The following is a 23,745-nucleotide window of genomic DNA, read 5'->3' on the forward strand; positions in this document are numbered from 1 at the left end:
TTTATGCAAGATTTGAATCCTCCACTATTCAGTCCCCTCTCCTTCTTCAGGAAAGTGGAGCTGATAGGTACAAAACTAGCATCCACCACCGTTCAGTCCCCTCTCCCTCTGGGAGAGGGTTAGGGTGAGGGGCTTTTGACCTTGGCACCCCACTCAACCATCCGCGCCAGCAATTGCTTGAGCCTGGCTGTACGCCTCAGGCGTCAACTTCAAGCCAGCGTGGGGCATGCTGATCAGCAAGGGCACACGGCCTCGTAAACGTCAGAACCTTGTCCACACGCTTCTCCTACTGCTCAATACCATTGCGCACAACGCGTTTGTCCAACTCACCGCCCAGCCAATAGGCCAGGTCGGCCGGGCGATCAATGTTCCAGGCGACGAAATCAGCCGCCTTGCCCGGTTCCAGCGAGCCGTGAGTCTCGCCCATGCCTAGCGCCGTGGCGGCATGTTGGGTGACGCCCGCCAAAGCTTCTTCTGGCGTCATGTGAAACAGGGTGCAGGCCATGTTCAGCATCAGGCGTAACGACAACGCAGGCGATGTACCCGGATTGAGGTCACTGGCGATGGCGATTTTCACCCCGTGCTTGCGTAAGGCTTCGATCGGCGGCTGCCGGGTTTCACGTAGAAAGTAGAAAGCGCCCGGCAACAGCACCGCCACGGTGCCCGAGCGGGCCATGGCGATGGCGTCTTCTTCGGTCATAAACTCCAAATGATCGGCCGACAATGCGCTATACCGCGCCGCCAAACTGGATCCGTGCAACGACGACAACTGCTCCGCATGCAGTTTGACCGGCAAGCCCAGTTGCCGGGCCGCTTTGAACACGCGTTCGACCTGCGCAGGGGAAAACGCCAGGTGCTCGCAGAACGCATCCACCGCGTCCACCAGCCCTTCGGCCGCCAGTGCAGGCAACATTTCAGTGCAGATGTGCTCGATGTAATCATCCGCGCGACCTCTGTACTCCGGGGGTAACGCATGGGCCGCCAGGCAGGTGCTGCGAACGATGATCGGCAATTGCGCACCTAAACGACGAATTACGCGCAACATTTTGCGCTCACTCTCAAGGCACAAACCATAACCGGATTTGATTTCGACACAGGTCACGCCATCGCGCAGTAAACCGTTCAAGCGCTGACGGGCACTGTCAAATAACTCATCTTCGCTGGCTGCACGGGTGGCCCGTACGGTGCTGGCAATACCACCACCGGCGGCGGCAATGTCGGCATAACTCTTCCCTTGCAGACGCTGCTCGAATTCGTCACTGCGGTTGCCGCCAAATACCGCGTGGGTGTGGCAGTCAATCAGCCCCGGCGTCACCCAAGCACCTTCCAGCCCGTGGGTCTGTGCGTATTCGGCCTCCGGCACGTGCACACGTGGGCCGATCCACTCAATAAACCCCTCGTACGTCACGATGGCCGCATCCTCGATAATCGAGTAAGTGCCATCGGCCATGGTTGCGACATTGCAGTGCTGCCAAAGGGTTTTCATTCAAGCCTTCCTTGTTTGAGACGCCAGCCTTTAACGCTACAGACTAGGCAAAATGCCAACCGGCAGTAGATCGTTCAGACAGCGCGTGGCCAGCAGTTGCAGAGCACGCTCGATATCCGGCGCGAAAAAACGATCTTTGTCGTAGTGCGCGACTTTGCTGCGCAAGGTGGTGCGGGCAATTTCGAGCTTGGGTGAGGTTTTCAGGCCGACGCGCAGATCCAGTCCCTGACACGCTGCCAACCATTCAATAGCCAATACGCCGCGTACGTTTTCAGCCATTTCCCACAAGCGCTTGCCCGCAGACGGCGCCATAGAGACGTGGTCTTCCTGATTGGCCGACGTCGGAATGCTGTCAACGCTGTGCGGATGCGCCAGCGCCTTGTTCTCGCTGGCCAGCGCGGCCGCGGTCACCTGAGCAATCATAAACCCGGAGTTAACGCCGCCATTGGCCACCAGAAACGGCGGCAATTGAGACATGTGTTTGTCCATCATCAACGAGATGCGGCGCTCGCTCAGCGCTCCGATCTCGGCAATCGCCAGCGCCATATTGTCAGCTGCCATGGCGACGGGTTCAGCGTGGAAGTTACCGCCGGAGATCACATCGTCCTGCTCGGCGAACACCAGCGGGTTATCTGACACGGCGTTGGCTTCAATACCCAGCACTTCGGCGCCATGGCGCAGTTGGGCCAGACACGCCCCCATCACTTGTGGCTGGCAGCGCAGGGAGTACGGGTCTTGCACCTTGTCGCAATTTTTGTGGGATAAGGACACCTCGCTGCTCTCGCCCAACAAATCCCGGTAAATAGCCGCCGCATCCATTTGCCCGCGTTGGCCACGTGCGGCGTGAATGCGCGAGTCAAACGGTGAGCGCGAACCCAGCACGGCTTCAACCGTCAGGCTGCCGCAGGTCATGGCGGCCGCAAACAGGTCTTCGCCTTCAAACAGGCCGCGCAAGGCATAAGCGGTGGACACCTGAGTGCCATTGAGCAAGGCCAACCCTTCTTTGGCGGCCAGCGTCAGAGGCCCAAGACCCGCTTGTTTCAGGGCGCTGACTGCGTCCAGCCACTGCCCCTTGTAGCGCGCTTTGCCCTCGCCCAGCAGCACCAGCGACATATGCGCCAACGGCGCCAGATCACCCGAGGCACCGACCGAACCTTTTAGCGGGATATGCGGGTAGACCTGGGCATTGATCAGGGCGATCAAGGCGTCGATCACCTGGCGACGAATCCCTGAAAAGCCTCGGCTGAGGCTGTTGACCTTGAGCACCATAATCAGGCGCACCAAATCGTCGCTGATGGGCTCGCCAACACCCGCCGCGTGGGAAAGCACCAGTGAGCGCTGAAGGTTTTCCAGGTCTTGGCTGGCGATTTTGGTTGAAGCCAATAAACCAAAACCGGTGTTGATACCGTAAGTGGTGCGGTTCTCGGCAAGGATGTGCTCAACGCACGCCACACTGGCCTCAATCGGCGCACTGGCGCTGTCGTCAAGACGCAGGATCACGGGCCGCTGATAAATATCACGCAGTTGGGCAAGGCTCAGTTGGCCGGGGATCAGGTTTAACTCAAACACGGTGAACTCCTTGGCGTGCATGGACGAAATTTCAACGCGTTATCAGCCGTTAATCATCGGCAGGTTCAAACCCTGTGCGTTAGCGCAGTCGATGGCCATCTCATAACCCGCATCGGCGTGGCGCATGACCCCCGTGGCCGGGTCGTTGTGCAGTACGCGGGCAATACGTTGTGCTGCCTCATCCGTCCCATCGCACACGATGACCATGCCGGAATGCTGCGAGAACCCCATGCCTACACCGCCGCCGTGGTGCAAGGACACCCAGGTTGCTCCGCTGGCGGTATTGAGCAAGGCGTTCAGCAACGGCCAGTCGGACACCGCATCGGAGCCGTCTTGCATCGATTCAGTCTCACGGTTGGGGCTGGCCACCGAACCGGAGTCCAGATGGTCGCGACCAATCACGATCGGCGCTTTCAACTCGCCGCTGCGCACCATTTCATTGAAGGCCAGCCCCAGCTTCGCCCGCTGACCCAACCCGACCCAGCAGATACGCGCCGGCAAACCCTGGAAGCTGATGCGCTCGCGGGCCATGTCCAGCCAATTGTGCAGATGCGCATCGTCAGGAATCAGTTCTTTAACCTTGGCGTCGGTGTTGTAGATGTCTTGAGCATCACCCGACAACGCCACCCAACGGAAAGGACCGACACCCCGGCAGAACAAGGGCCGGATATAGGCCGGCACAAACCCGGGGAAGTCGAAGGCCTTTTCGACGCCTACGTCTTTGGCCATCTGGCGAATATTGTTGCCGTAGTCGAAGGTCGCAATACCGGCCTTCTGAAAAGCCAGCATGGCTTGGACGTGTTCGCCCATCGACGCTTTGGCGGCTTTGACCACCCCAGCCGGATCGGTCACGGCACGGGCGCGGTACTGCTCCCACGTCCAGCCTTTGGGCAGGTAACCATTGAGCGGGTCGTGAGCGCTGGTCTGGTCGGTAACCATGTCCGGGCGCACGCCACGGCGAACCATTTCGGGTAACAACTCTGCGGCGTTACCGCACAGGGCAATAGAAATAGCTTTTCCGTCGCCGGTGTAGTGGGCGATACGGGCCAGAGCGTCATCCAGATCGCTGGCTTGCTCATCGACATAACGCGTGGCCAGGCGAAAATCGATGCGACTCTGCTGGCACTCAATAGTCAGAGAGCAGGCCCCAGCCAAGGAGGCCGCCAATGGCTGAGCACCGCCCATGCCGCCTAAACCAGCGGTCAGCACCCACTTGCCTTGGAGGCTACCGTTGTAATGCTGGCGACCGGCCTCAACGAAGGTTTCGTACGTGCCCTGCACAATCCCCTGACTGCCGATGTAGATCCAGCTACCCGCCGTCATCTGGCCGTACATGGCCAGGCCTTTGGCGTCGAGTTCGTTGAAGTGCTCCCACGTGGCCCAATGCGGCACCAGATTGGAGTTGGCGATCAAGACCCGTGGCGCATTGCTATGGGTTTTGAATACGCCAACCGGCTTGCCCGACTGCACCAGCAACGTCTCGTCATCGTTGAGGTTAGTCAGGCTTTCGACGATTTTGTCGTAGCACTCCCAATTACGTGCGGCCCGGCCAATACCGCCATACACCACCAATTCTGCAGGGTTCTCTGCCACCTGCGGGTCGAGGTTGTTCATCAGCATGCGCAGCGGGGCTTCGGTCATCCAGCTTTTGGCCGTGAGCCGAGTACCGCGGGCGGCGCGTATTTCACCTTCACGGCGACGAGTGAAATCGGCTGGCGCTTGTGGGGTCGTTGAAGTCACAGGTCACTCCTCAGCGGTAGGCAGAAGCGCTGAACGGGAAAGGTCTCAACGCGCCGTCATGAACTTGTACATACAAGCATATGCAAGTACATGACCAACGCCAGCGAACGCTCCAACAAATTATTCAGACCGGGCGTGAAGCCCCCTGAATAAAGGCGGATCAGCGTCTTGAAATTGATCGGGTGCAAGCGAGAGGCATAGACAACGGGTGTTACTGGAGGGCGATTGGTAGTGTTCTGGGGCACTCGGTAACACGTTGGGGCGTGCAGGAGGGCGCTAATCCTTGGCAGCGACTGCCTATTTTGAAGGGCATCGCGCTTGTAGCGGCTCGTGTGCCCTCCTCCTATTTGCTAAAGCGCCCTTCGAGACGATGACGAGAACCGGGGTGAATCAAGCGGGCGGCGGTGACCGGCTGACGACCTGACCAGGTACGACGACGAATCAGCAAGCAGGGCTCCCCCGGCTCGATGTGCAGCAATGCACATTCTTCAGGGTCAGCCAGAATGGCTTCGACCACATGCTCGCCTTCCGTCAGGGGGGCGACTTGAGACAAATAGGCATAGGGGGTTTGCACGGTGAAGTCTTGCTTGAGGTACTCCGGCGCGACTTGGGCGTTGACGAAACGGTCCTCGATTTGCACAGCAATACCGTTTTCGTAATGCACGATCAGCGAATGAAACACTTTCTGCCCTTCGCGCATGTCGAGCACAGCAGCACGCTGCGAGCCTGCAGTTTCTTCAGCCAGGCTGATGACCTTGCAGGTGTGCTGGTGCCCACGTGCAGCAATTTCATCGGCGATGTTGTGCACTTCAAACAATGCGGACTGGGTTTTGGGCTCGGCCACAAAGGTGCCCACGCCCTGCATGCGCACCAGCAAACCGTCGGCGGTCATTTCGCGCAGCGCCCGGTTAATGGTCATGCGGCTGAAACCCAGCTGGCTGACCAGCTCGCTTTCGGAGGGCACACGGTAATGGGGTGGCCAATTTCCACTCTGGATCTGCTGAGTGATCATCTGCTTTACACGGGCGTAAAGGGGCGCAGGGCTATCGCCCATGTGGGCAGCCAGCAGTGGCATGTCGGGCGAGGTCGACACAGGCAATCCTTGTTGAGACATAAGGGACGCAGCTTGCCGGAGTTTAGCGGGCAGGCAAACGTGCGTATATGTATATACAAATTACAAGCAAGGAGCTGCCGATGTCTGTCTTCTTTGTGCGAATCGCAGTGAATACCGATGGCCGCCTGACGCACGTTGAGGCCAATGCCGATGAAAAAAGCGTGCGGCGAGAGTTGTTGGATTAGCCCCTGGAGTGTTGTTCGACCCACCGCCGAACATCGGCATAGGGATAGTTTTCCAGTGAGGCGAAGCCCGCAATGGCACGCGCTTTCATTTTGGTGAACATCGGTACGCTGATCCCGCATAGAAACCGGGTCAAGCGTTCCGCCGGGGGATAACTTGCCGTGTATTCCTGATGCCTGTGGATAAAAGCGCCACACAGGGATTCGAAGTTTTTATCCACAAGCGGCGTTAACGGTGGCGGCTCAGGCAACTGCGCCACCTCCCCGGCGCACACCGAGCAATGACCACACTGTTGCGGCGCCTGCTCGTCGCCAAAGTACTGCGCCAGTCGATAACTGAGGCACGTTTCACTGGAAAACAGCGCCAGCATGGCGTGAATTCGCACAATCTCGCCGCGCTCATGTGCGGTGAAATACTGATGAAGCTCCAGGCTCAGCGCCTCGGCATCAAACTGCGACACCAGCAGGCTATACACCTCGGTCATCTGCTTGCTTTCCAGCTCGATCCAGCCCTTCTCCTGGAAATAATCCAGCGCCTTGACCACTCGATTGCGGTCGGCCTGATGCTGGTTATACAGCGTGTCGAAATTCACCGTGGCCCAGGTACGGGCGCGTGTGGAGGTCTGGATGATGGCCGACACAAACTGCTGACGCTCACCCTCAAAACGAGCCAGCAACGCCTCGGGCTCAATCAAAAACTTGAAGCGGTATTCAGCGAAGTAGGCATAACGTGGGGCAATCAGCCCGCGCAGTTCCAGTTGTACCAACAAGGTTTTAAGCGGTAGCTGACGGATATTGCTCTTGTCCGAAAGCGGCAGCAGCATGAACTCCCACTGCCCTTCGGGGATTGCCGCACTCAACTCGTCAAGCACGTAGCGGATCCCTTGCAGCTCGGGTGTGTCGCCGTACACAAAATTTTCCAGCACGTTAAGGCTGTCACGGTTGGCCAGTACCAGACAATCCGAAGGTTGACCATCGCGCCCGGCGCGGCCGATTTCCTGACTGTAGTTTTCAATCGACTTGGGCAAGTCGAAATGCACCACGTTGCGAATATCACTTTTATCGATGCCCATCCCGAACGCGATAGTGGCGACGATGCAGTTCAATCGCCCCTCCATAAACTGGCGTTGAATGTTTTCACGCTGATCGTGGGGCATGCCGGCATGGTAGGCGTTCGCGCTGATACCGTGCTGGCTGAGGTGTTCGGCGATCTGCTCGGCGGTTTTTTGCAGGGTCACGTACACGATACTCGGCTGACCGCGGCGCTCACCCATCCACTGCACCAGACGCGCGCGCTTGGCCGCGCCGGTAACCGGTTCGACCCACAGATTAAGGTTGGCGCGATAGAACCCGGTGGTAATGACATCGGCTTCGTCTATGGCGAACTTGGTCTGCATGTCTGCAATGACATTAGGGGTTGCGGTGGCGGTCAGCAGTAACGCTTGCGGAATATTGAACTGACGCTGGTAGTCGGGAAGCTTGAGGTAGTCCGGGCGAAAATTATGGCCCCACTCGGAAATACAGTGCGCTTCATCCACCACCAGCAATGAAATGGGCACTTGTTGTAAAAAGTTACGGAAGCGTTCGTTCTTCAGCCGCTCGACCGAAATCATCAAGATCTTCAACTCGCCGGCTTTGGCCTTGGCCATGACCGCACTGGCATCTTCACGGCTTTGCGCCGAATCGATACTCGCCGCAGCAATGCCGTGGCGCTGCAAAAACGCCAGCTGATCCTGCATCAGCGCCAACAGGGGCGACACCACCAGCGTCAGGTGCGGCAACATCAGGGCGGATAACTGGTAGCACAACGATTTGCCCGAACCTGTCGGAAAAATCGCCGCCGCCGAACGCCCGGCCAGCACGGCACTGACAACGGCCTCTTGCCCGGCACGAAATTGGGTAAAGCCGAAAACCTGTTCCAGGGTGTTGTACATCGCTGTCACTCCGTTGATTGCTACAAAACGCCGGGTGCTAACACAGGGGTTTGCAACAGATCGAGAAAAGGTCGGGGCATAGTGAGGGGGGATGATACAGGGCCGAGGGGAAGGTTATTGAAGGCGCTTGCTGGCTAACAGGTAGACGGCGCAATCTTCACGCCTGCCGACTCCCAACACCAGAACGACCAGGCGCTGATCAACGACTTCATACACCAGCCTCACCCCGCTGGCTCGCAGTTTGATCTTGTAACAGTCAGGCATGTTGCGCAGCTTGGCTGAGGGTACTCGCGGCGATGAAAGACGCGACTTGAGTTTTTTCAACAGCTGGACTTGGAGTGCCTTATCCAGCTTTGTCAGTTCCTTTTTTGCTTCAATGACAAACTCTAGGGAATAGGTATTGATACCCTCTGCATCCCCTTCAGTTTTTTTCGGCGGCGGCGATAAGCTCATCTATGTCGACCTTGACAGTAGGGTTGCCTCGCCTTTCATTGACTAGCCTTGCCAGTTCAACGTCATCAATTATTTCGAGCATCAATTCATAGCGCTCCGGAGAAAGGATATAAAAAGCGGGTTCGTTACGGTTGAGAATGACCATCGGATCGCCGCCGCTTTCGCGATAGGTTCCCATAGGGTCTTTCTTTAAATCTGTTACCGACGCTGCAACTTTAGCGAGCATGGCGAATGTCATGGTAGGGCCTCATGCCTTTATCTAAGGGGTGACCGATCTGTCAGGCGTGTAGGTTTTGGCGACAGACGCGAACCAGTACACGCTAAAGGGGTCAACAGACAGTTAAAATAGCACCCTTAAAAGCACCTTTAAAGGCGCTATTTGAAACACCCATCATCTATAGCTCATTGACCATCCACACATGGACAGGAATACAACCTGATGAAACTCGCCGCCAACTTGCCTGACACCCTCACCTTGCGCGAACTCATGCAGGTGCTGCATGAGGAAATCGGTCTACCTGAGCACAAGACCGTCAGCCTGCAAACAGCCATCAACCTGGACCTGGGCTGCAACGGCAGCGATGCCCAGCACCTGATGGAAACGCTGGAACAGCACTTTGGCCTGGAGCTGGCGGATTACGATGCGTATCGCTATTTCCAGCCTGCGGGAAACGACCCGCACCTCAAGCGCAAAGCCAAAGGTCGTGAGGGTAAAGTGCCGCTCACCATTGGCATGTTGTATCAAGCCATCAACGCTGGGACTTGGGATACCCAGGCACTTGAAGAGTGAATCGCAGGCACAAAAAAGCCGCCTTTTCAGGCGGCTTCTTTATGGATCAACCCATTGGCCTAAGGTTTAAGCCTTAGGGCCAGCAGCCTTGATCGCGTCGCTGACGTCGAACTTCTTGAAGTTCTCGACAAACAGGCCAGCCAAGGCTTTGGCCGCTTCGTCGTAGGCCGCTTTGTCTTCCCACGTGTTGCGTGGGTTGAGCAATACGGTCTCAACACCCGGCACGGCCTTCGGCACGTCCAGGTTGATGATGTCCAGGTGCTCGGTTTCTGCGCCAATCAGCGCGCCGCTCTGGATCGCTGCAATCACCGCACGGGTGGTCGGGATGTTGAAACGCTTGCCCACGCCGTAGCCACCGCCAGTCCAGCCGGTGTTAACCAGATAAACCTTGGAGCCGAAACCACGGATACGCTTGATCAGCAGCTCAGCGTATTCGCCCGCCGGACGCGGGAAGAATGGCGCGCCGAAGCAGGTAGAGAACGTCGACTTGATGCCGCTGCCCGAACCCATTTCAGTCGAACCCACCAACGCGGTGTAACCCGACAGGAAGTGGTAAGCGGCTTGTTCTTCGCTGAGGATCGACACAGGTGGCAGTACGCCCGTCAGGTCGCAGGTCAGGAAGATCACCGCGTTAGGCTCGCCGCCCAGGTTCTTCTCGGAACGCTTGGCAACGTGCTCCAGCGGGTACGCCGCACGGCTGTTCTGGGTCAGGCTGACATCGGCATAGTCAGGGTGTTTGGCGTCGTCGAGAACCACGTTTTCCAGCACAGCGCCGTGCTTGATGGCTTTCCAGATAACCGGCTCGTTCTTCTCGGAGAGGTCGATGCACTTGGCATAGCAACCCCCTTCAATGTTGAACACCACACCTTCGCCCCAACCGTGTTCGTCATCACCAATCAGGTAACGGCTTTCATCAGCGGACAGGGTGGTTTTACCGGTGCCGGACAGACCGAAGAACAGGGTCACGTCGCCTTCTTCGCCGATGTTGGCAGCGCAGTGCATCGGCAGTACGTCAGCCGCAGGCAACAGAAAGTTCTGTACCGAGAACATGGCTTTTTTCATTTCACCGGCGTAACGCATGCCAGCGATCAGCACTTTTTTCTGGGCGAAGTTGATGATCACGCAACCGTCAGAGTTAGTGCCATCACGCTCAGGCACGCACTCAAAGTTGGCCACATTGAGCACTTGCCACTCTTCGCGACCGGCCGGGTTGTACTGGGCCGGGTTGATGAACAAGCAACGACCGAACAGATTCTGCCAGGCAGTCTGAGTGGTCATTTTCACGGCCAGGTAGTGGTCTTCGGAAGCACCTACATGTACATGGGAAACGAAATGCTCTTGCGCGTTGTTGAACGCCTCGACGCGGTCCCACAGGGCATCAAACTTGTCGGCCGGGAACTTGCGGTTGATCGGGCCCCAGGCGATTGCGGCCTGAGTGGTCGGCTCTTCAACGATGAAGCGGTCAGCAGGTGAACGACCGGTACGGTGGCCCGTTTCAACAACCAGTGCGCCATTGTCGGCAAGCTCGCCTTCACCACGGTTCAGCGCTTCTTTGACCAGATCGTCGATGCTCAGATCGGTGTACACGGCTTTATTAGCTTGCGTCATGAGGTTCCCCGTCGGCCATTGGCCGATTGCGCCAAACGTTTTGTAGTAGAAAAGTTTGCACTACTACCGCGAAAAAAGTGGGGCGGATTATGCCAGAAAAGCCCAAAAATAGTAGGGCCCACCTGTCAGAACCGCGTGCGAACGGGGTTTGACAGGAGTTTTACCTTGGCTGAAACGTTTTAGTGATGAGTATCGGAGGGTGACTCAACACCGGCGCCAGCGAACAGTTGGTCAACGTCGGCGGCATCAAACAAATACCGCTCGTTGCAGAACTGGCAGTCGATTTCGATGTGACCATCGTGTTCGACAACCAGATTGAGCGCATCGTCACGGCCCAGACTTGTCAGCGCATTACCCGAGCGCTCGCGAGAGCAACTGCATTTGAACTCGATACGTTCGTCGGCGAATACGCGCAGTTCTTCTTCGTGGAACAGGCGAACCAAAATGCTTTCGTTGTCCAGGCCCAGCAGCTCCTCAACCTTGAGGGTATCGCCCAGTATGTTCAGGCGCTGCCAGCTTTCAGCGCGGTCGTCTTCGTCCTTGATCACTTCGGCAGGCAGTTGCTGCAACAACATGCCACGGGCGCGTTTACCATTAGCGGCGAGCCAAAAACGGGTCGGCACCTGGTGAGACATCACGAAATAATTGGTGAAGCAATCGGACAGGGTTTTACCGTCCAGATCGACAATACCCTGGTAGCGCTTGCCAACCGCCGGATCAATAGTGATGGCCAACACACCGTTAGGCATCAGGTCAGCCAGCGTGGCGTCAGGCGTAATCTGCTCAGCATTGAAACGGGCCAGTCCGCGAATTTCGCGATCGCTGGTACATTCAATCATCAACAAAGGCACCGGGCCCTCTGAACGGGCTTGCAGGCTCATCAGGCCATCAAACTTCAGGCTGCCCACCAGCAACGCAGCGGCAGCCATCAGCTCACCCAGCAGTTGCTGCACCGGCTCTGGGTAAGCGTGCTTGGCCAGCACTTCCGCATAACTGTGATCCAGCGAAGCCAGTTCACCGCGGGTATCGCTGTTGTCGAAGATGAAACGCTGGGTGAAATCGGTTTTCGGAGACATGGACATAGGAATTAGGTTCTAAAAAAGGTGACTAAACGGGTTCGAGTCTAATGGATTTATATGGCATCACACACAGGCAGTTACAAGGCATGACGCGCTGGCAATCGACATACGGTTCACACGAAAACGTTTGGCCTGCCTCCCAAACCGGTTTAATCATCACCACCAGACTCATGAAACTGATGCAACTGACGGCGCTGCTTTTTGGTCGGCTTGCCATCGCTGATAATGCCCATCGCGCCTGATTTACGAAGGGCCGCCGCGTTTTCGCGCTTGGCAATACTGTGCTCGGTTTCGGCATACAGGGCTTGGGCTTCAGGGGCACCACGACGCACCACACTCAGAGCTTTAACCTCTACCGTGCGTTCTTCCAGACCGATCCGAATCTGCAATTCGTCGCCTAGGCGTGGCTCTTTGCTCGGTTTACAACGCTCACCGCGGCAGTGAACCTTGCCGCTTTCAATCGCAGATTTGGCCAGGGCGCGGGTCTTGAAGAAGCGGGCTGCCCATAGCCATTTGTCTAGACGAACCTTGTCGTCCTCTTCAGGTTTTTGCGCCATTTGAACCCCTCTTCATTTAAATAATCAGAACTGTACTACCGTTTTCGAAGAGTCCATAAACATGACTCTTCTATAGAATGCCTGCCTGCTCAAACTGACATATTCAGGCAGCACACTGCAGCGCGCAGATAACGTTCGCCATTTGCTCAATATTCTGCGTGAATACCGCCCTACGCTCTTTAAGCGTTGCCTCAGGGTTCTCCTGCGGCCTGTATACGTTAATCGCCGGTTACTACTATTGAAGACTTTTGATCATCTGACCGTTGTCGGTCTGCGCGAGTGGGTGGCGCTTCCCGATCTGGGAGTCGTTGGCCTGCGGGCGAAAATCGACACCGGTGCCAGTACCTCCAGCCTGCATGCCACCGAAATCGAGCCCTTTGTGCGCGACGGTGTCGAGTGGGTACGTTTCAATGCCCATTTGGGCACGCTGGTGCAACTGCGCCATCGCCGTTGCGAAGCCCCTTTGGTGGCGATTAAAACCATTAAAAGCTCAAACGGTCATACACAGGTTCGCTATGTGATCCGCACCGGCCTGGCGCTGGGCGATCGGGTGTGGCCCGTCGAGTTCACCCTCGCCTGCCGCAAGTCCATGCGTTACCGCCTGCTGCTAGGCTCCAAAGCACTGATTGATGGCACACTCGTCGTCAACCCGGCGCTTAAATATGTACAAGACAAGCCGGTATTCCCGGTCACTACTACCTCTGCCACAGGTGTTGCATGAAGATCGCTGTGCTGTCGCGTAACCCGCGTCTGTATTCCACTCGTCGTCTGGTTGAAGCCGGTACTGAACGAGGCCATGAAATGGTAGTGATCGATACCCTGCGGGCCTATATGAACATTGCCAGTCATAAGCCGCAGATCCATTACCGCGGCAAGCCGCTGGAAGGCTTCGACGCCGTTATCCCGCGTATTGGCGCATCCGTAACGTTCTATGGCTGCGCGGTACTGCGCCAGTTTGAAATGATGGGTGTTTTCCCGCTCAACGAGTCGGTGGCCATTGCCCGCTCGCGGGACAAACTGCGCTCGCTGCAACTGTTGTCGCGACGCGGGCTGGGTTTGCCGGTCACCGGCTTTGCTCACTCGCCAGACGATATTCCCGACCTGATCGAAATGGTCAACGGCGCACCGCTGGTGATCAAGGTACTGGAAGGCACACAAGGCATCGGCGTTGTGCTGTGCGAAACCGCGACAGCAGCCGAGTCGGTCATTGAAGCCTTCATGGGCCTCAAACAAAACATCATGGTGCAGGAATACATCAAGGAAGCCGGTGGCGCCGACATTCGCTGCTTCGTGGTGGGTGACAAGGTCATTGCAGCCATGAAGCGTCAGGCCAAACCGGGAGAGTTTCGTTCCAACCTGCACCGCGGGGGCAGCGCCAGCCTGATCAAGATCACCCCGGAAGAGCGCATGACGGCCATTCGTGCAGCCAAGGTCATGGGGTTGAGCGTGGCGGGTGTGGACATCTTGCGCTCCAACCACGGCCCCTTGGTGCTGGAGGTCAACTCATCGCCGGGGCTGGAAGGTATTGAAACCACCACGGGCAAGAATGTGGCCGGAATCATCATTGAGCATCTGGAAAAAAACAGCGGCCCGAATATGACCCGCACCAAAGGCAAAGGCTAATCGTCCCTGTAGCAGCTGCCGAAGGCAGCGTCCGGCGGCAAAGCCGTCGTAAAACCTGAAGGTACGGTCTTATAGATAAACTGTGCACTCTGGTTTTACGTCGACTTCGTCGACGAACGCAGCCTTGTTCCTACGGCAGCTGCTACGGGGCTTCCCAGCGTTAAACCGCCCCTCTTGGCAACATCAGCCCCAGCGGCAAGCGCACCCGGGCTTCAAGGCCACCACCGGCACGGTTGCGCAGTTCAACATTGCCGCCGTGCATGGAGGCGATTCGCTTGACGATCGCCAGGCCCAAGCCCGTACCTTTGCCGCCCCGCGCACGATCACCGCGAATAAACGGGTTGAAGATATCTTCAAGCTCGGACGGGTCTATGCCCGGCCCACGGTCCATCACACTTAACACCACATACGGCGCGCTGTTGTCGCCCGAGACATAAGCTGCAACTTCTACGTCGCCGCCCGCATGGTGCAGCGCATTGCCGATCAAGTTGTTGAGCAAGCGCTTCATCGATACCCGGCGCAACGCAAACGGCTGGATGGGCTGCAAGCGCAGACGCACTTGCTCTTCGTTCTGGTTATAGGGGGCCACCACTTCGCGGATCAATTCACCCAGGTCAACTTCTTCCACCGGCTCATCGCGCCCGTCTCGAATAAACGCCAGGAACTGATCAAGGATGGCGTCCATGTCCTCAATATCGCGCACCATATCGTCAGTCAGGTCACTGTGATTACCCATCAGCTCCAACGACAGGCGCAAGCGCGTAAGCGGTGTGCGCAAGTCATGAGACACGCCTGCCAACATCAGCTCCCGCTCACGCCCTGCCTGTTCGACGTCTTCGGCCATCTGGTTGAACGCGCTGTACACCTCGGTCATTTCACTCGGCGTATCACTGATCGGTAATCGCACACTGCGTCCCTGCCCAAGTTGACGGGCGGCATATACCAGACGTTTGAGGGGCTGATTGAGTTGACTGACGAAAATCCAGGCTGAAGCGGTCGACAGCAAACCAATGGCCAGGAACCACCCCAACACACTCCATATTTTCTGACCGCGTAACGGGTGCGGGTACAACGGCACTTTCAACCAACCGTCGCCCAGACTTGGGGCGCGCACCCACAGCGCTGGCGGGGCATGCATGCGCAAACGAACTTCAGTATCGCCCCCCAGCTCTGCCTGCATCTGCCGCTCATAGATTTCACTGTAGGGCCAATGCTGCTCGCCTTCAGGCACACCGCCACCGACCACACGAATCAGCCCGGCAGCATCGGCAATTTTGCTGCGGTTTTCCTCATCGGCCGCCCAGTAGGCGCGCAGAGTCAAAGCCACCCCGTGGCTGTATTGACGATCCACCAGCATGTCTTCGTTCATCAACAGATAAACCAGTGTCAGCGCCTTGGAGAACAGGACGACGATCAGTACCAGCCAGAGGGTGCGGGAGAAAAAACTTTGGGGGAACCACAGCGGGGTTTTCATACGTCTTTACACTTTGCAGGAGTGAGTTCCAAGACTCGCACAGTTTGAAATCGCGAGCCTTGGCAGTACTCAGATTTCTGCCAGGCTCGCTCCTACAAATGATTGATTATTTGGTTGCGTTGCCATCCGGCACAAACACATAACCTACACCCCAGACCGTCTGGATATAGCGGGGTTTGGACGGGTCAGGTTCAATCATGCGGCGCAGGCGGGAGATTTGAACGTCGATTGAACGCTCCAGCGCATCCCACTCACGACCTCGGGCCAGGTTCATCAGCTTGTCGCGCGTCAACGGCTCGCGGGCATGCATGACCAATGCTTTAAGCACGGCAAACTCACCGGTTGTGAGCATATGCACTTCATCGCCACGCTTGAGTTCGCGGGTGGCCAAAGACAACTCGTAATCGCCGAAGGTTACGCTTTCATCTTCGCTGCCCGGCGCGCCAGGGACCGGCGCTGCCTGACGACGCAATACAGCCTTGACGCGCGCCATCAGTTCATCGGGGTTGAAAGGCTTGGCCAGATAGTCGTCCGCACCCAGCTCCAGACCTTTGATACGGCTCAGCTCATCGCCTTTGGCCGTCAGCATGATGATCGGGATCTGATTGTTTGCGGCACGCAAGCGGCGGCAGGCAGTGAGCCCGTCTTCACCGGGCAGCATCAGGTCCAGAACGATCAGGTTGAAGACCTCACGCGCCAGCAAACGGTCCATCTGCTCAGTATTTGGCACAGCGCGGGCGCGGTAGCCTTTGCTGGTGAAGAAACGCTCCAGCAGGCTGTTGAGCCCCGGATCGTCATCAACGATGAGAATTTTTTCGCCTTCAGCTGGCTGTGCAATGCTGCTCATTTAGTAGCTCCTGTGATCTCGGCGCGCATTATGGCTTAGCTGCTGCCGTACGCATGGTGTGCATTGTTAGCAGATTTTTCCTCTGCTAACAGTATGCCTCTCTGTATGACTACAGTGCGCAGTGCCCTGAATCCGGGAACGCTGGTTATAATGCGCCGCCTTTTGTCTCTGGCAACCCTGGATTCTCCAAAGATTGCGTCCGACATTATTTTTTCAAGTACGGGCGTAATGTGCTGATTTCGCGGGTCAACAGGCTGCCCTTTTGGCCCAGGTAGCGGCGCTCTTCAAGCCGTTCAACCAGCCTCGCAAGCCTTCAAGCCCGGGCCTGCGAGCCTGCTTCACAATTTGTCAGGTGGTTTTATGGACAGCATCAACAGCCGCATCGCCGAAGAACTTGGCGTGCGCCCGCAGCAGGTCGAAGCGGCCGTCGCTCTTCTGGATGAAGGCTCCACCGTACCCTTCATCTCCCGCTACCGTAAGGAAGTGACCGGCAGCCTGGATGACACCCAGTTACGTCATCTGGAAGAACGCCTGCGCTACCTGCGAGAACTCGATGAACGGCGCATCAGCATTCTTGCCAGCATCGAAGAACAAGGCAAGCTGACCCCCGAGCTTGCCCGCGACATCAAACTTGCCGAGACCAAAACACGCCTCGAAGACTTGTACTTGCCGTACAAGCAGAAGCGTCGCACCAAGGGCCAGATTGCCCTGGAAGCAGGCCTGGGCGAGTTGGCCGATGGCCTGTTCAACGATCCGACCCTGAACCCGGAAACCGAAGCGGCCCGTTTTGTCGATGCCGAAAAAGGCGTGGCAGACGTCAAGGCTGCCCTCGATGGTGCCAAATACATCCTGATGGAGCGCTTCGCCGAGGACGCCAGCCTGCTGGACAAATTGCGCAGCTTCCTCAAGCAAGAAGCCGTGCTCAGTGCTCGCGTCATCGCCGGTAAAGAAGAAGAAGGCGCCAAGTTCCGCGACTACTTCGAACACGACGAGCCGCTCAAAAGCATGCCTTCGCACCGCGCGCTGGCTATTTTCCGCGGTCGCAATGAAGGCATTCTCAGCTCATCGCTCAAAGTCGGTGAAGAACTGCCCGGCACGATGCACCCAGGCGAAATGATGATTGCCCAACGCTTCGGCCTGGAAAATCAAAACCGGCCCGCAGACAAATGGCTGGGCGAAGTGGTGCGCTGGACCTGGAAGGTCAAGCTCTATACCCACCTCGAAACCGACCTGCTGGGTGAGCTGCGCGATGGGGCTGAAACCGAAGCCATCAACGTCTTCGCTCACAACCTGCACGACCTGCTGCTGGCCGCACCTGCTGGCCCGCGCGCCACCCTGGGCCTCGATCCGGGCCTGCGTACCGGCTGCAAGATCGCCGTGGTAGACGCCACCGGCAAGATGCTCGAACACGCAACCGTGTACCCGCACGTACCGCACAACAAATGGGACCAGACCATTTCGATCATGGCGGCCCTGTGCGCCAAGCACTCGGTTGACCTGATCGCCATCGGTAACGGCACCGCCAGTCGCGAAAGTGACAAGCTGGTGATCGACCTGATGAAGAAATACCCGGCCCTGAAAGTCACCAAAGTCATGGTGTCCGAAGCGGGCGCCTCGGTGTATTCGGCTTCGGAACTGGCGGCCAAGGAATTCCCGGATCTGGACGTATCGATTCGCGGCGCCGTATCGATTGCCCGTCGCCTGCAAGACCCGCTCGCAGAGCTGGTGAAAATCGACCCTAAATCCATCGGTGTCGGCCAATACCAACACGACGTGTCCCAACTCAAGCTGGCACGTGGTCTGGATGCGGTGGTCGAAGACTGCGTAAACGCCGTGGGCGTAGACGTGAACACTGCTTCGGTGGCCTTGCTGGCCCGTATTTCTGGCCTCAATGCCACGCTGGCGCAAAATATCGTTAGCCATCGCGATGAGAACGGTGCCTTCAAAACCCGTGCGGCGCTGAAAAAAGTCAGCCGTCTGGGCGAAAAGACCTTCGAACAGGCTGCCGGCTTCCTGCGCGTCATGAATGGCGACAACCCGTTGGACGCCTCGGCGGTTCACCCTGAAGCCTACCCGCTGGTTAAACGCATTGCCTCGGACACCGGTCGCGACATTCGCTCGCTGATTGGCGACGCGAGCTTCCTCAAGCGCCTTGATCCCAAGACCTTCACCGACGAAACCTTCGGCCTGCCGACCGTCACTGACATCCTCCAGGAGTTGGAAAAACCAGGTCGCGACCCGCGTCCAGAGTTCAAGACTGCCGAGTTCCAGGAAGGCGTCGAAGACCTCAAAGACCTGCAACTGGGCATGATTCTGGAAGGTGTAGTGACCAACGTGACCAACTTCGGTGCCTTCGTCGATATTGGCGTGCATCAGGATGGTTTGGTGCATATCTCGGCCTTGTCCGAGAAATTCATCAAAGACCCGCGTGAAGCCGTGAAAGCCGGTGACGTGGTCAAGGTCAAAGTGATGGAAGTCGACATCCCGCGCAAACGCGTTGGCCTGTCGATGCGCATGAGCGACACGCCCGGCGAGAAAATCGACGGCGCGCGGGGTGCTCGCCCAGGTTCTGCACCGCGTCAGCAAAACAGCGCGCCGCGTAAAGAAACCGTGGCTGCAGCCCCGGCCAATAACGCGATGGCCTCGTTGTTTGCCAACGCCAAACAGCTGAAGAAACGCTAATGGCCCTCCCGGACGGTATGACCCAAAGCGCGTTCAGCGAATTGATCGGTTGCCGCGTGCAGTCTGTGCAAGACGGTGTCGCGCACGTGGCGCTGAGCCTTGAGCCACAGCTGCGCAACCGGGGTGGCAAACTGCATGGCGGTGCGTTGTTCAGTCTGGTCGATATCAGCATGGGGCTGGCTTGTTCCAGCGCCCATGGCTTTGACCAGCAGAGCGTGACCCTTGAGTGCAAGATCAACTACATCCGGGCGGTGTCTGAAGGCGAAGTCGTGTGCATCGCCACCGTCATACACCCCGGCCGGCGTACGCTGGTCGTCGAAGCCGATGTGCTGCAAGGCGACAAACTTGTCGCAAAAGCGCAAGGCACGTTCGCAGTGCTGTAGCGGCCACCTGCCATTTGAGTTAATTTCGGCACTTGTAGAGTGCCGAAATGCGCTTGGAGCGCCGCGAGCCGAAACAGGAACGGAACTGAGCGTTGCCGACATAAACCAGGCGACCACGCCAGTTTCAACTTCACCCTTGTAGACCGTCCTGACCACCCCCATATTGGGGCGACTGACGCGTGAAGGAATCCAACTTGAGCCAACTTCTCAACCGCCGCCTGGCTCTGCTCGGTGAGCGCGCCAACCTCTCTTTACTTGAGCAGTGCCTGCACGGAATCGAGCGCGAATGCCTGCGCGTAACGGGCGACGCCCGCTTGGCGCAAACGCCACACCCTGAAGCACTGGGCTCGGCCCTGACCAACGACCAAATCACCACCGACTATTCCGAGTCGCTGCTGGAGTTCATCACCCCGGCCCTGCCTGACCCGGCAGAGACGCTGGCCAGCCTCGACAAGATTCACCGTTTTGCCTACAGCAAGCTCGGCAACGAGTTCCTGTGGAGCCCTTCGATGCCGTGCCCATTGCCGGCCGAAGAAGATATTCCGATTGCCTACTACGGCACGTCCAATATCGGCCAGCTCAAGTACGTGTACCGCAAGGGCCTGGCCCTGCGTTACGGCAAAACCATGCAGTGCATTGCCGGCATTCACTACAACTTCAGCCTGCCTGAAGCGCTGTGGCCGGTGCTTAAAGAGGCCGAAGGATTTGTCGGCACCGACCGCGACTATCAGTCGGATGCCTACATCGCCTTGATTCGTAACTTCCGCCGTCACAGCTGGCTGTTGATGTACCTGTTTGGCGCCTCGCCTGCGCTGGACGCCGGCTTCTTGCGCGGCCGTGCGCACCAGCTGGAACAATTTGACGCCGACACGCTGTACCTGCCGTACGCCACCAGCCTGCGCATGAGCGACCTGGGTTACCAGAGCAATGCTCAGGCCGGACTGACGCCGTGCTACAACAACCTCGACAGCTACACCGACAGCCTGCGCAAGGCGGTGGCAACGCCCTACCCGCCCTACGTCGAAATCGGTACGCATAAAGATGGCGAGTGGGTGCAACTGAACACCAACATTCTGCAAATCGAAAACGAGTACTACTCCAACATACGGCCCAAGCGCGTGACCTACACGGGTGAGCGGCCGGTTCAGGCGTTGGTGGCCCGTGGTGTGCAGTACGTAGAAGTGCGCCTGCTGGACATCAACCCGTTCCTGCCCGTAGGCATCGATCTGCACGAATCGCGTTTTCTGGATGCGTTTCTGCTGTACTGCGCATTCAATGACAGCCCGCAGTTTGATAACGCTGAGTGCAGCAGTTGCACCTCCAACTTCGCGAGCGTGGTCAAAGAAGGTCGCCGTCCGGGCCTGCAACTGCAACGTGACGGCCAGGCGGTCGACATGAAGGAATGGGCAGCAGAACTGCTGGAGCAGATTGCGCCACTGGCGGCCTTGCTTGACCAGAGCCACGGCGGCGATGCCCATAGCAAAGCGTTGGACGAGCAATTGGCCAAGGTCAAGGATGTGTCCCTGACACCGTCCGCCAAGGTATTGGCGAGCATGACCGAGCATAAAGAAAGCTTCGCCCAGTTCTCGATGCGTCAAAGCCTGGCCCATGCCGAATACTTTCGCAGTGAGCCGTTGAGTGCAGAAGAGCAGGCGGCGTTCGAAGAAAAGGCGTGCACGTCACTGCAAGAACAAATCGAAACCGAGCAAATCGAACAGGGCGATTTCGACCAGTTTGTGGCCTCGTATCAGGCGAGTATTTTGGCAATCAGTAACTGAGGTGTGTGTCAGGCGCTGGTTTTTACCAGCGTCTGATTCGCTCTCAGTTGCTCTAAAGCTTCAGTTGGAAGACCTTCCGGGCGATTGAAGTTTTCTTGCGCCGTTAATTGATAAGCCTGCGCGCTCCCGTGACATAACAATGTTGACTCTCACGCCTTACATAGAAGACATAGCGACGTTCCAAAGAACGTGATCCAGTGCGTTTTAAACGCCTCGTTGAATCCTATAACTATAGGCTTATGCCATTCTCCGGGCAGACTTACGTCCAGGAGAATGCGTAGCATTCTTTCAGAATCTTCCTACGAACATTATCTCCACCAACAAAACATCATCCTATAAATTACATAGCCTGACACAGACCAATGGGCGAGCCTATTACACGGCTGTAGAGCCAAGTTCCACACGCTCGCTCACCAACTAAAATATTCACAACGCTCAGGTATTTATAACATGAACAAGACACGCTTAAAGGGCGGCATGCACAACTTACTACTATGGATTACCCTTCTTTTATTTATAGCCTGCACCAACGCATTGATATATGCCTCATCGCTCTTAAATTTCAGAGAAAGCTCACAACTCATATTTGTTTTCAGCTTCTATCTTTTTGCTTATTTGGGTGCTTTGTTTTTGTTAATCCAACTATGGAATTTCGCGCATAAATTCTTAGCACCCAAGCCACTCCCAGGCCAAAAAATAGTGGTGACCTACGAAGTAACGCTAGAAGAATATGAAAAAATAAAAACCTTTCTGGCTGACATTAGAATTTAACGATCATTATTTTAAATAACAAATATCCATCCCTTTATGGATGGGGTCGCTGCGATTCAAAACACCCCTGCTGCTCTCTGCGACAGCTCCAACGTTTGCTGGAAGGACGTAGCGCATGGACTTACACATTTGTAAGAGCGAGCGTGCTCGCTCCTACAGTTGACCGTGCCCAGCCTTGAGCGCTAACGTTTATAGTTAAACGAAACTTGGTAGTCGAATTCATTTAAGTCTATGCGGTGCACAAACAAGGGCTGTAACGTTGTGAGCCATTCAAGCCCCACATCAAAGCAACCGTTATTGACATTTTTTTTAATTGATAGGTTTAGCGCCTCAACGATAGTGCAATCGTTACCAAAATCTTCAGACGTTTCATCTTCAACAATAAATTCCGTTTTTTTGTCATACCACGAAAGCTCGACTGTTAATCCCATCACTCACCTCAAAGATATTTTCTTGGCGAAGACACAACCCCGGCGCTCGGCATCAAGGCGTTTGTGCGCCGCGAAATCCGCTAGGCGGGGCTCCATGTAAGCTTCTTGTCGCGCCTGCATGGCCTCGTACTGGGTTATCAGGACTTCGCGTTCTTTGAGCTCAGCGGGGGTCATGTCGTCGTAGTACCAATAACCCTGCCCCGCGTCGCCCCCTGAATGCCGACGTGTTTGAGTGACTCCTTTCTGACTGGCCATGTGACGCTTTCCTGGGGGAGAGCGCCGCACGTTATCGGCATAAAAATCTTGCCGAAATCAGCTGAGTCCGGAGTCTTTGTAGGCCACTGGATTTTTTGTTGAGTGATTTGTATTAGGCGCGAATGGGGATACGCGCACACAAAAGCGCAGCCTCCTACGCGAATAGCGGCAATGGACGACTTCTGAATTTTAGGGGCGGGCGTACTGTGCACCGTCGCTGAAAAAAACAGTGACCGGGCCTGGAAACCTGAAGAACAATTGAGCACCTTGGCGCCATCTATTACTCAGATAGTTGGCGTTTTATATGCATTAGCCTTCGCGTTATGACGGCTGTGCGCGGGAGATCTTCGGATCTGCCGGGTTTGCTCAATTATCCCGGTTTCCAGCCTGCGTACAGCTGTCACCTTTGCCTAAACACAAATGTGGCAGCTCTTAATCCTTTTAGGAGCACGCTTGATGATGAAACCGCCCCCCATCACCACCCTCGGCGCCGTGACCTTTGGCCCTTGCGGCGAAGACAATATCGACCTCTTTCGCGTTAACCCCAATGTGCCTTTGCGTCAGGCGCTGGAGCAGGTGTCTGCGCTGTTGTATTGCGCCAAGAAGCTCGCTCTTGATGCCGCGCGCGGCAAAGACAGCGAGCGGCATGCCTGGGCTTCGCACTATTTGTGCGACATGGGCAAGGCCGTCATTGATGATGTGTGCTTGCGGGAGTTTTGATGGCTGGCGCTGATGACCCTCACCCCAACCCTCTCCCAGAGGGAGAGGGAGCTGATCTGAGGTGTTGCGAACATCTGTTTTTGACTTGTGATGATGTGTGTTTACTGGAATTTTGATAGCTCGCGCTGAAGACCCTCACCCCAACCCTCTCCCTGTATGGACCGGGGACATAGCGAACACAATGTTCGGAGACATCGCGAACACTTTTAATAGGACACATTGACCCTTAGGAGGTGTGATGTGTCCTGGAAAGAGGTGTCCGCCATGGA

At 56.6% G+C, this 23,745-nt stretch carries 22 protein-coding genes and 1 pseudogene; 8 read left to right on the forward strand and 15 right to left on the reverse strand.

What is annotated here, in order from left to right:
• Positions 1 to 198: 198 nt before the first annotated feature.
• The 8 genes and pseudogenes from EQV93_RS22460 to EQV93_RS12755 form a co-directional block, all read right to left on the reverse strand.
• Positions 199 to 277: pseudogene (locus EQV93_RS22460) on the reverse strand (N-formylglutamate deformylase); the annotation flags it as partial.
• Positions 278 to 286: 9 nt separating this feature from the next.
• Positions 287 to 1,486 carry an imidazolonepropionase gene (gene hutI / locus EQV93_RS12725; protein WP_240891683.1) on the reverse strand — a complete coding sequence of 400 codons (1,200 nt, stop codon included), beginning with the start codon at positions 1,484 to 1,486 and terminating at the stop codon, positions 287 to 289.
• Positions 1,487 to 1,522: 36 nt separating this feature from the next.
• Complete coding sequence (hutH, locus tag EQV93_RS12730; RefSeq protein ID WP_442968884.1) at positions 1,523 to 3,055, reverse strand: histidine ammonia-lyase; 1,533 nt, start codon at positions 3,053 to 3,055, stop codon at positions 1,523 to 1,525.
• A 42-nt stretch (positions 3,056 to 3,097) separates the two neighbouring features.
• Positions 3,098 to 4,795 (reverse strand): urocanate hydratase, encoded by a 1,698-nt coding sequence (gene hutU / locus EQV93_RS12735; protein WP_240891685.1) that lies wholly within the window; start codon positions 4,793 to 4,795, stop codon positions 3,098 to 3,100.
• A 343-nt stretch (positions 4,796 to 5,138) separates the two neighbouring features.
• Complete coding sequence (gene hutC, locus EQV93_RS12740) at positions 5,139 to 5,870, reverse strand: histidine utilization repressor (protein WP_122785393.1); 732 nt, start codon at positions 5,868 to 5,870, stop codon at positions 5,139 to 5,141.
• 220 nt (positions 5,871 to 6,090) lie between these two features.
• Positions 6,091 to 8,025: a RecQ family ATP-dependent DNA helicase gene (locus EQV93_RS12745; protein ID WP_240891686.1), complete on the reverse strand. Its 1,935-nt coding sequence runs from the start codon at positions 8,023 to 8,025 to the stop codon at positions 6,091 to 6,093.
• Between the two features lie 114 nt (positions 8,026 to 8,139).
• Entirely contained in the window at positions 8,140 to 8,478 is a 339-nt protein-coding gene (locus tag EQV93_RS12750; RefSeq protein WP_146384920.1) for a type II toxin-antitoxin system RelE family toxin, read from the reverse strand.
• Positions 8,447 to 8,716, reverse strand: a complete 270-nt coding sequence (locus EQV93_RS12755) for a type II toxin-antitoxin system Phd/YefM family antitoxin (protein ID WP_199751012.1) — start codon at positions 8,714 to 8,716, stop codon at positions 8,447 to 8,449. Before EQV93_RS12755 ends, EQV93_RS12750 begins: the two co-directional genes overlap by 32 nt.
• A 201-nt stretch (positions 8,717 to 8,917) precedes the next feature.
• On the opposite strand from EQV93_RS12755, the gene EQV93_RS12760 reads away from it, so the two are divergent.
• Entirely contained in the window at positions 8,918 to 9,268 is a 351-nt protein-coding gene (locus EQV93_RS12760; protein WP_146384921.1) for a DUF1493 family protein, read from the forward strand.
• Between the two features lie 66 nt (positions 9,269 to 9,334).
• On the opposite strand, the gene EQV93_RS12765 is transcribed toward EQV93_RS12760, so the two are convergent.
• The 3 genes from EQV93_RS12765 to EQV93_RS12775 all read right to left on the reverse strand — a co-directional run bounded on the left by EQV93_RS12765 (position 9,335) and on the right by EQV93_RS12775 (position 12,512).
• Complete coding sequence (locus EQV93_RS12765) at positions 9,335 to 10,876, reverse strand: phosphoenolpyruvate carboxykinase (protein WP_122785238.1); 1,542 nt, start codon at positions 10,874 to 10,876, stop codon at positions 9,335 to 9,337.
• Between the two features lie 179 nt (positions 10,877 to 11,055).
• Positions 11,056 to 11,958, reverse strand: coding sequence for an Hsp33 family molecular chaperone HslO (gene hslO / locus EQV93_RS12770; protein ID WP_122785240.1), 903 nt, complete (start codon positions 11,956 to 11,958; stop codon positions 11,056 to 11,058).
• Between the two features lie 146 nt (positions 11,959 to 12,104).
• Complete coding sequence (locus tag EQV93_RS12775) at positions 12,105 to 12,512, reverse strand: RNA-binding S4 domain-containing protein (protein ID WP_122785241.1); 408 nt, start codon at positions 12,510 to 12,512, stop codon at positions 12,105 to 12,107.
• A gap of 238 nt (positions 12,513 to 12,750) precedes the next feature.
• Between EQV93_RS12775 and rimB the strand changes: the two genes are divergently transcribed.
• Positions 12,751 to 13,233 (forward strand): retropepsin-like aspartic endopeptidase RimB, encoded by a 483-nt coding sequence (gene rimB, locus EQV93_RS12780; protein WP_122785242.1) that lies wholly within the window; start codon positions 12,751 to 12,753, stop codon positions 13,231 to 13,233.
• Positions 13,230 to 14,135, forward strand: coding sequence for a 30S ribosomal protein S6--L-glutamate ligase (rimK, locus tag EQV93_RS12785; protein WP_048364596.1), 906 nt, complete (start codon positions 13,230 to 13,232; stop codon positions 14,133 to 14,135). The genes rimB and rimK overlap by 4 nt, the downstream gene beginning before the upstream one ends.
• Before the next feature lie 160 nt (positions 14,136 to 14,295).
• Here the strand turns inward: rimK and EQV93_RS12790 are convergent, their stop codons facing one another.
• Positions 14,296 to 15,609: an ATP-binding protein gene (locus tag EQV93_RS12790; RefSeq protein ID WP_122785243.1), complete on the reverse strand. Its 1,314-nt coding sequence runs from the start codon at positions 15,607 to 15,609 to the stop codon at positions 14,296 to 14,298.
• Between the two features lie 106 nt (positions 15,610 to 15,715).
• The gene (ompR, locus tag EQV93_RS12795; protein WP_122785244.1) at positions 15,716 to 16,456 is read right to left on the reverse strand and encodes an osmolarity response regulator transcription factor OmpR; all 741 of its coding nucleotides are present in this window, start codon (positions 16,454 to 16,456) and stop codon (positions 15,716 to 15,718) included.
• Positions 16,457 to 16,816: 360 nt separating this feature from the next.
• Between ompR and EQV93_RS12800 the strand changes: the two genes are divergently transcribed.
• From EQV93_RS12800 to EQV93_RS12815, 4 genes are all read left to right on the forward strand, one after another.
• Complete coding sequence (locus EQV93_RS12800; RefSeq protein ID WP_122785245.1) at positions 16,817 to 19,138, forward strand: Tex family protein; 2,322 nt, start codon at positions 16,817 to 16,819, stop codon at positions 19,136 to 19,138.
• On the forward strand, positions 19,138 to 19,521 hold the full coding sequence (locus tag EQV93_RS12805; protein ID WP_122785246.1) for a PaaI family thioesterase: 384 nt from the start codon (positions 19,138 to 19,140) through the stop codon (positions 19,519 to 19,521). The genes EQV93_RS12800 and EQV93_RS12805 overlap by 1 nt, the downstream gene beginning before the upstream one ends.
• Before the next feature lie 194 nt (positions 19,522 to 19,715).
• Positions 19,716 to 21,299, forward strand: a complete 1,584-nt coding sequence (gene gshA, locus EQV93_RS12810) for a glutamate--cysteine ligase (protein ID WP_240891687.1) — start codon at positions 19,716 to 19,718, stop codon at positions 21,297 to 21,299.
• Positions 21,300 to 21,749: 450 nt separating this feature from the next.
• Positions 21,750 to 22,070, forward strand: coding sequence for a hypothetical protein (locus EQV93_RS12815; RefSeq protein ID WP_240891688.1), 321 nt, complete (start codon positions 21,750 to 21,752; stop codon positions 22,068 to 22,070).
• Between the two features lie 182 nt (positions 22,071 to 22,252).
• Here EQV93_RS12815 and EQV93_RS12820 read toward each other — a convergent pair whose 3' ends face one another.
• Complete coding sequence (locus tag EQV93_RS12820; RefSeq protein WP_240891689.1) at positions 22,253 to 22,501, reverse strand: colicin E3-like toxin immunity protein; 249 nt, start codon at positions 22,499 to 22,501, stop codon at positions 22,253 to 22,255.
• A gap of 3 nt (positions 22,502 to 22,504) precedes the next feature.
• Positions 22,505 to 22,756: a hypothetical protein gene (locus EQV93_RS12825; protein WP_240891690.1), complete on the reverse strand. Its 252-nt coding sequence runs from the start codon at positions 22,754 to 22,756 to the stop codon at positions 22,505 to 22,507.
• Positions 22,757 to 23,212: 456 nt separating this feature from the next.
• Between EQV93_RS12825 and EQV93_RS12830 the strand changes: the two genes are divergently transcribed.
• On the forward strand, positions 23,213 to 23,476 hold the full coding sequence (locus tag EQV93_RS12830; RefSeq protein WP_122785250.1) for a DUF3077 domain-containing protein: 264 nt from the start codon (positions 23,213 to 23,215) through the stop codon (positions 23,474 to 23,476).
• The last annotated feature ends 269 nt before the right edge of the window (positions 23,477 to 23,745 follow it).

The sequence above is a fragment of the Pseudomonas sp. TMW22091 genome, from assembly GCF_022496705.1.
Lineage (GTDB): Bacteria > Pseudomonadota > Gammaproteobacteria > Pseudomonadales > Pseudomonadaceae > Aquipseudomonas > Aquipseudomonas saxonica.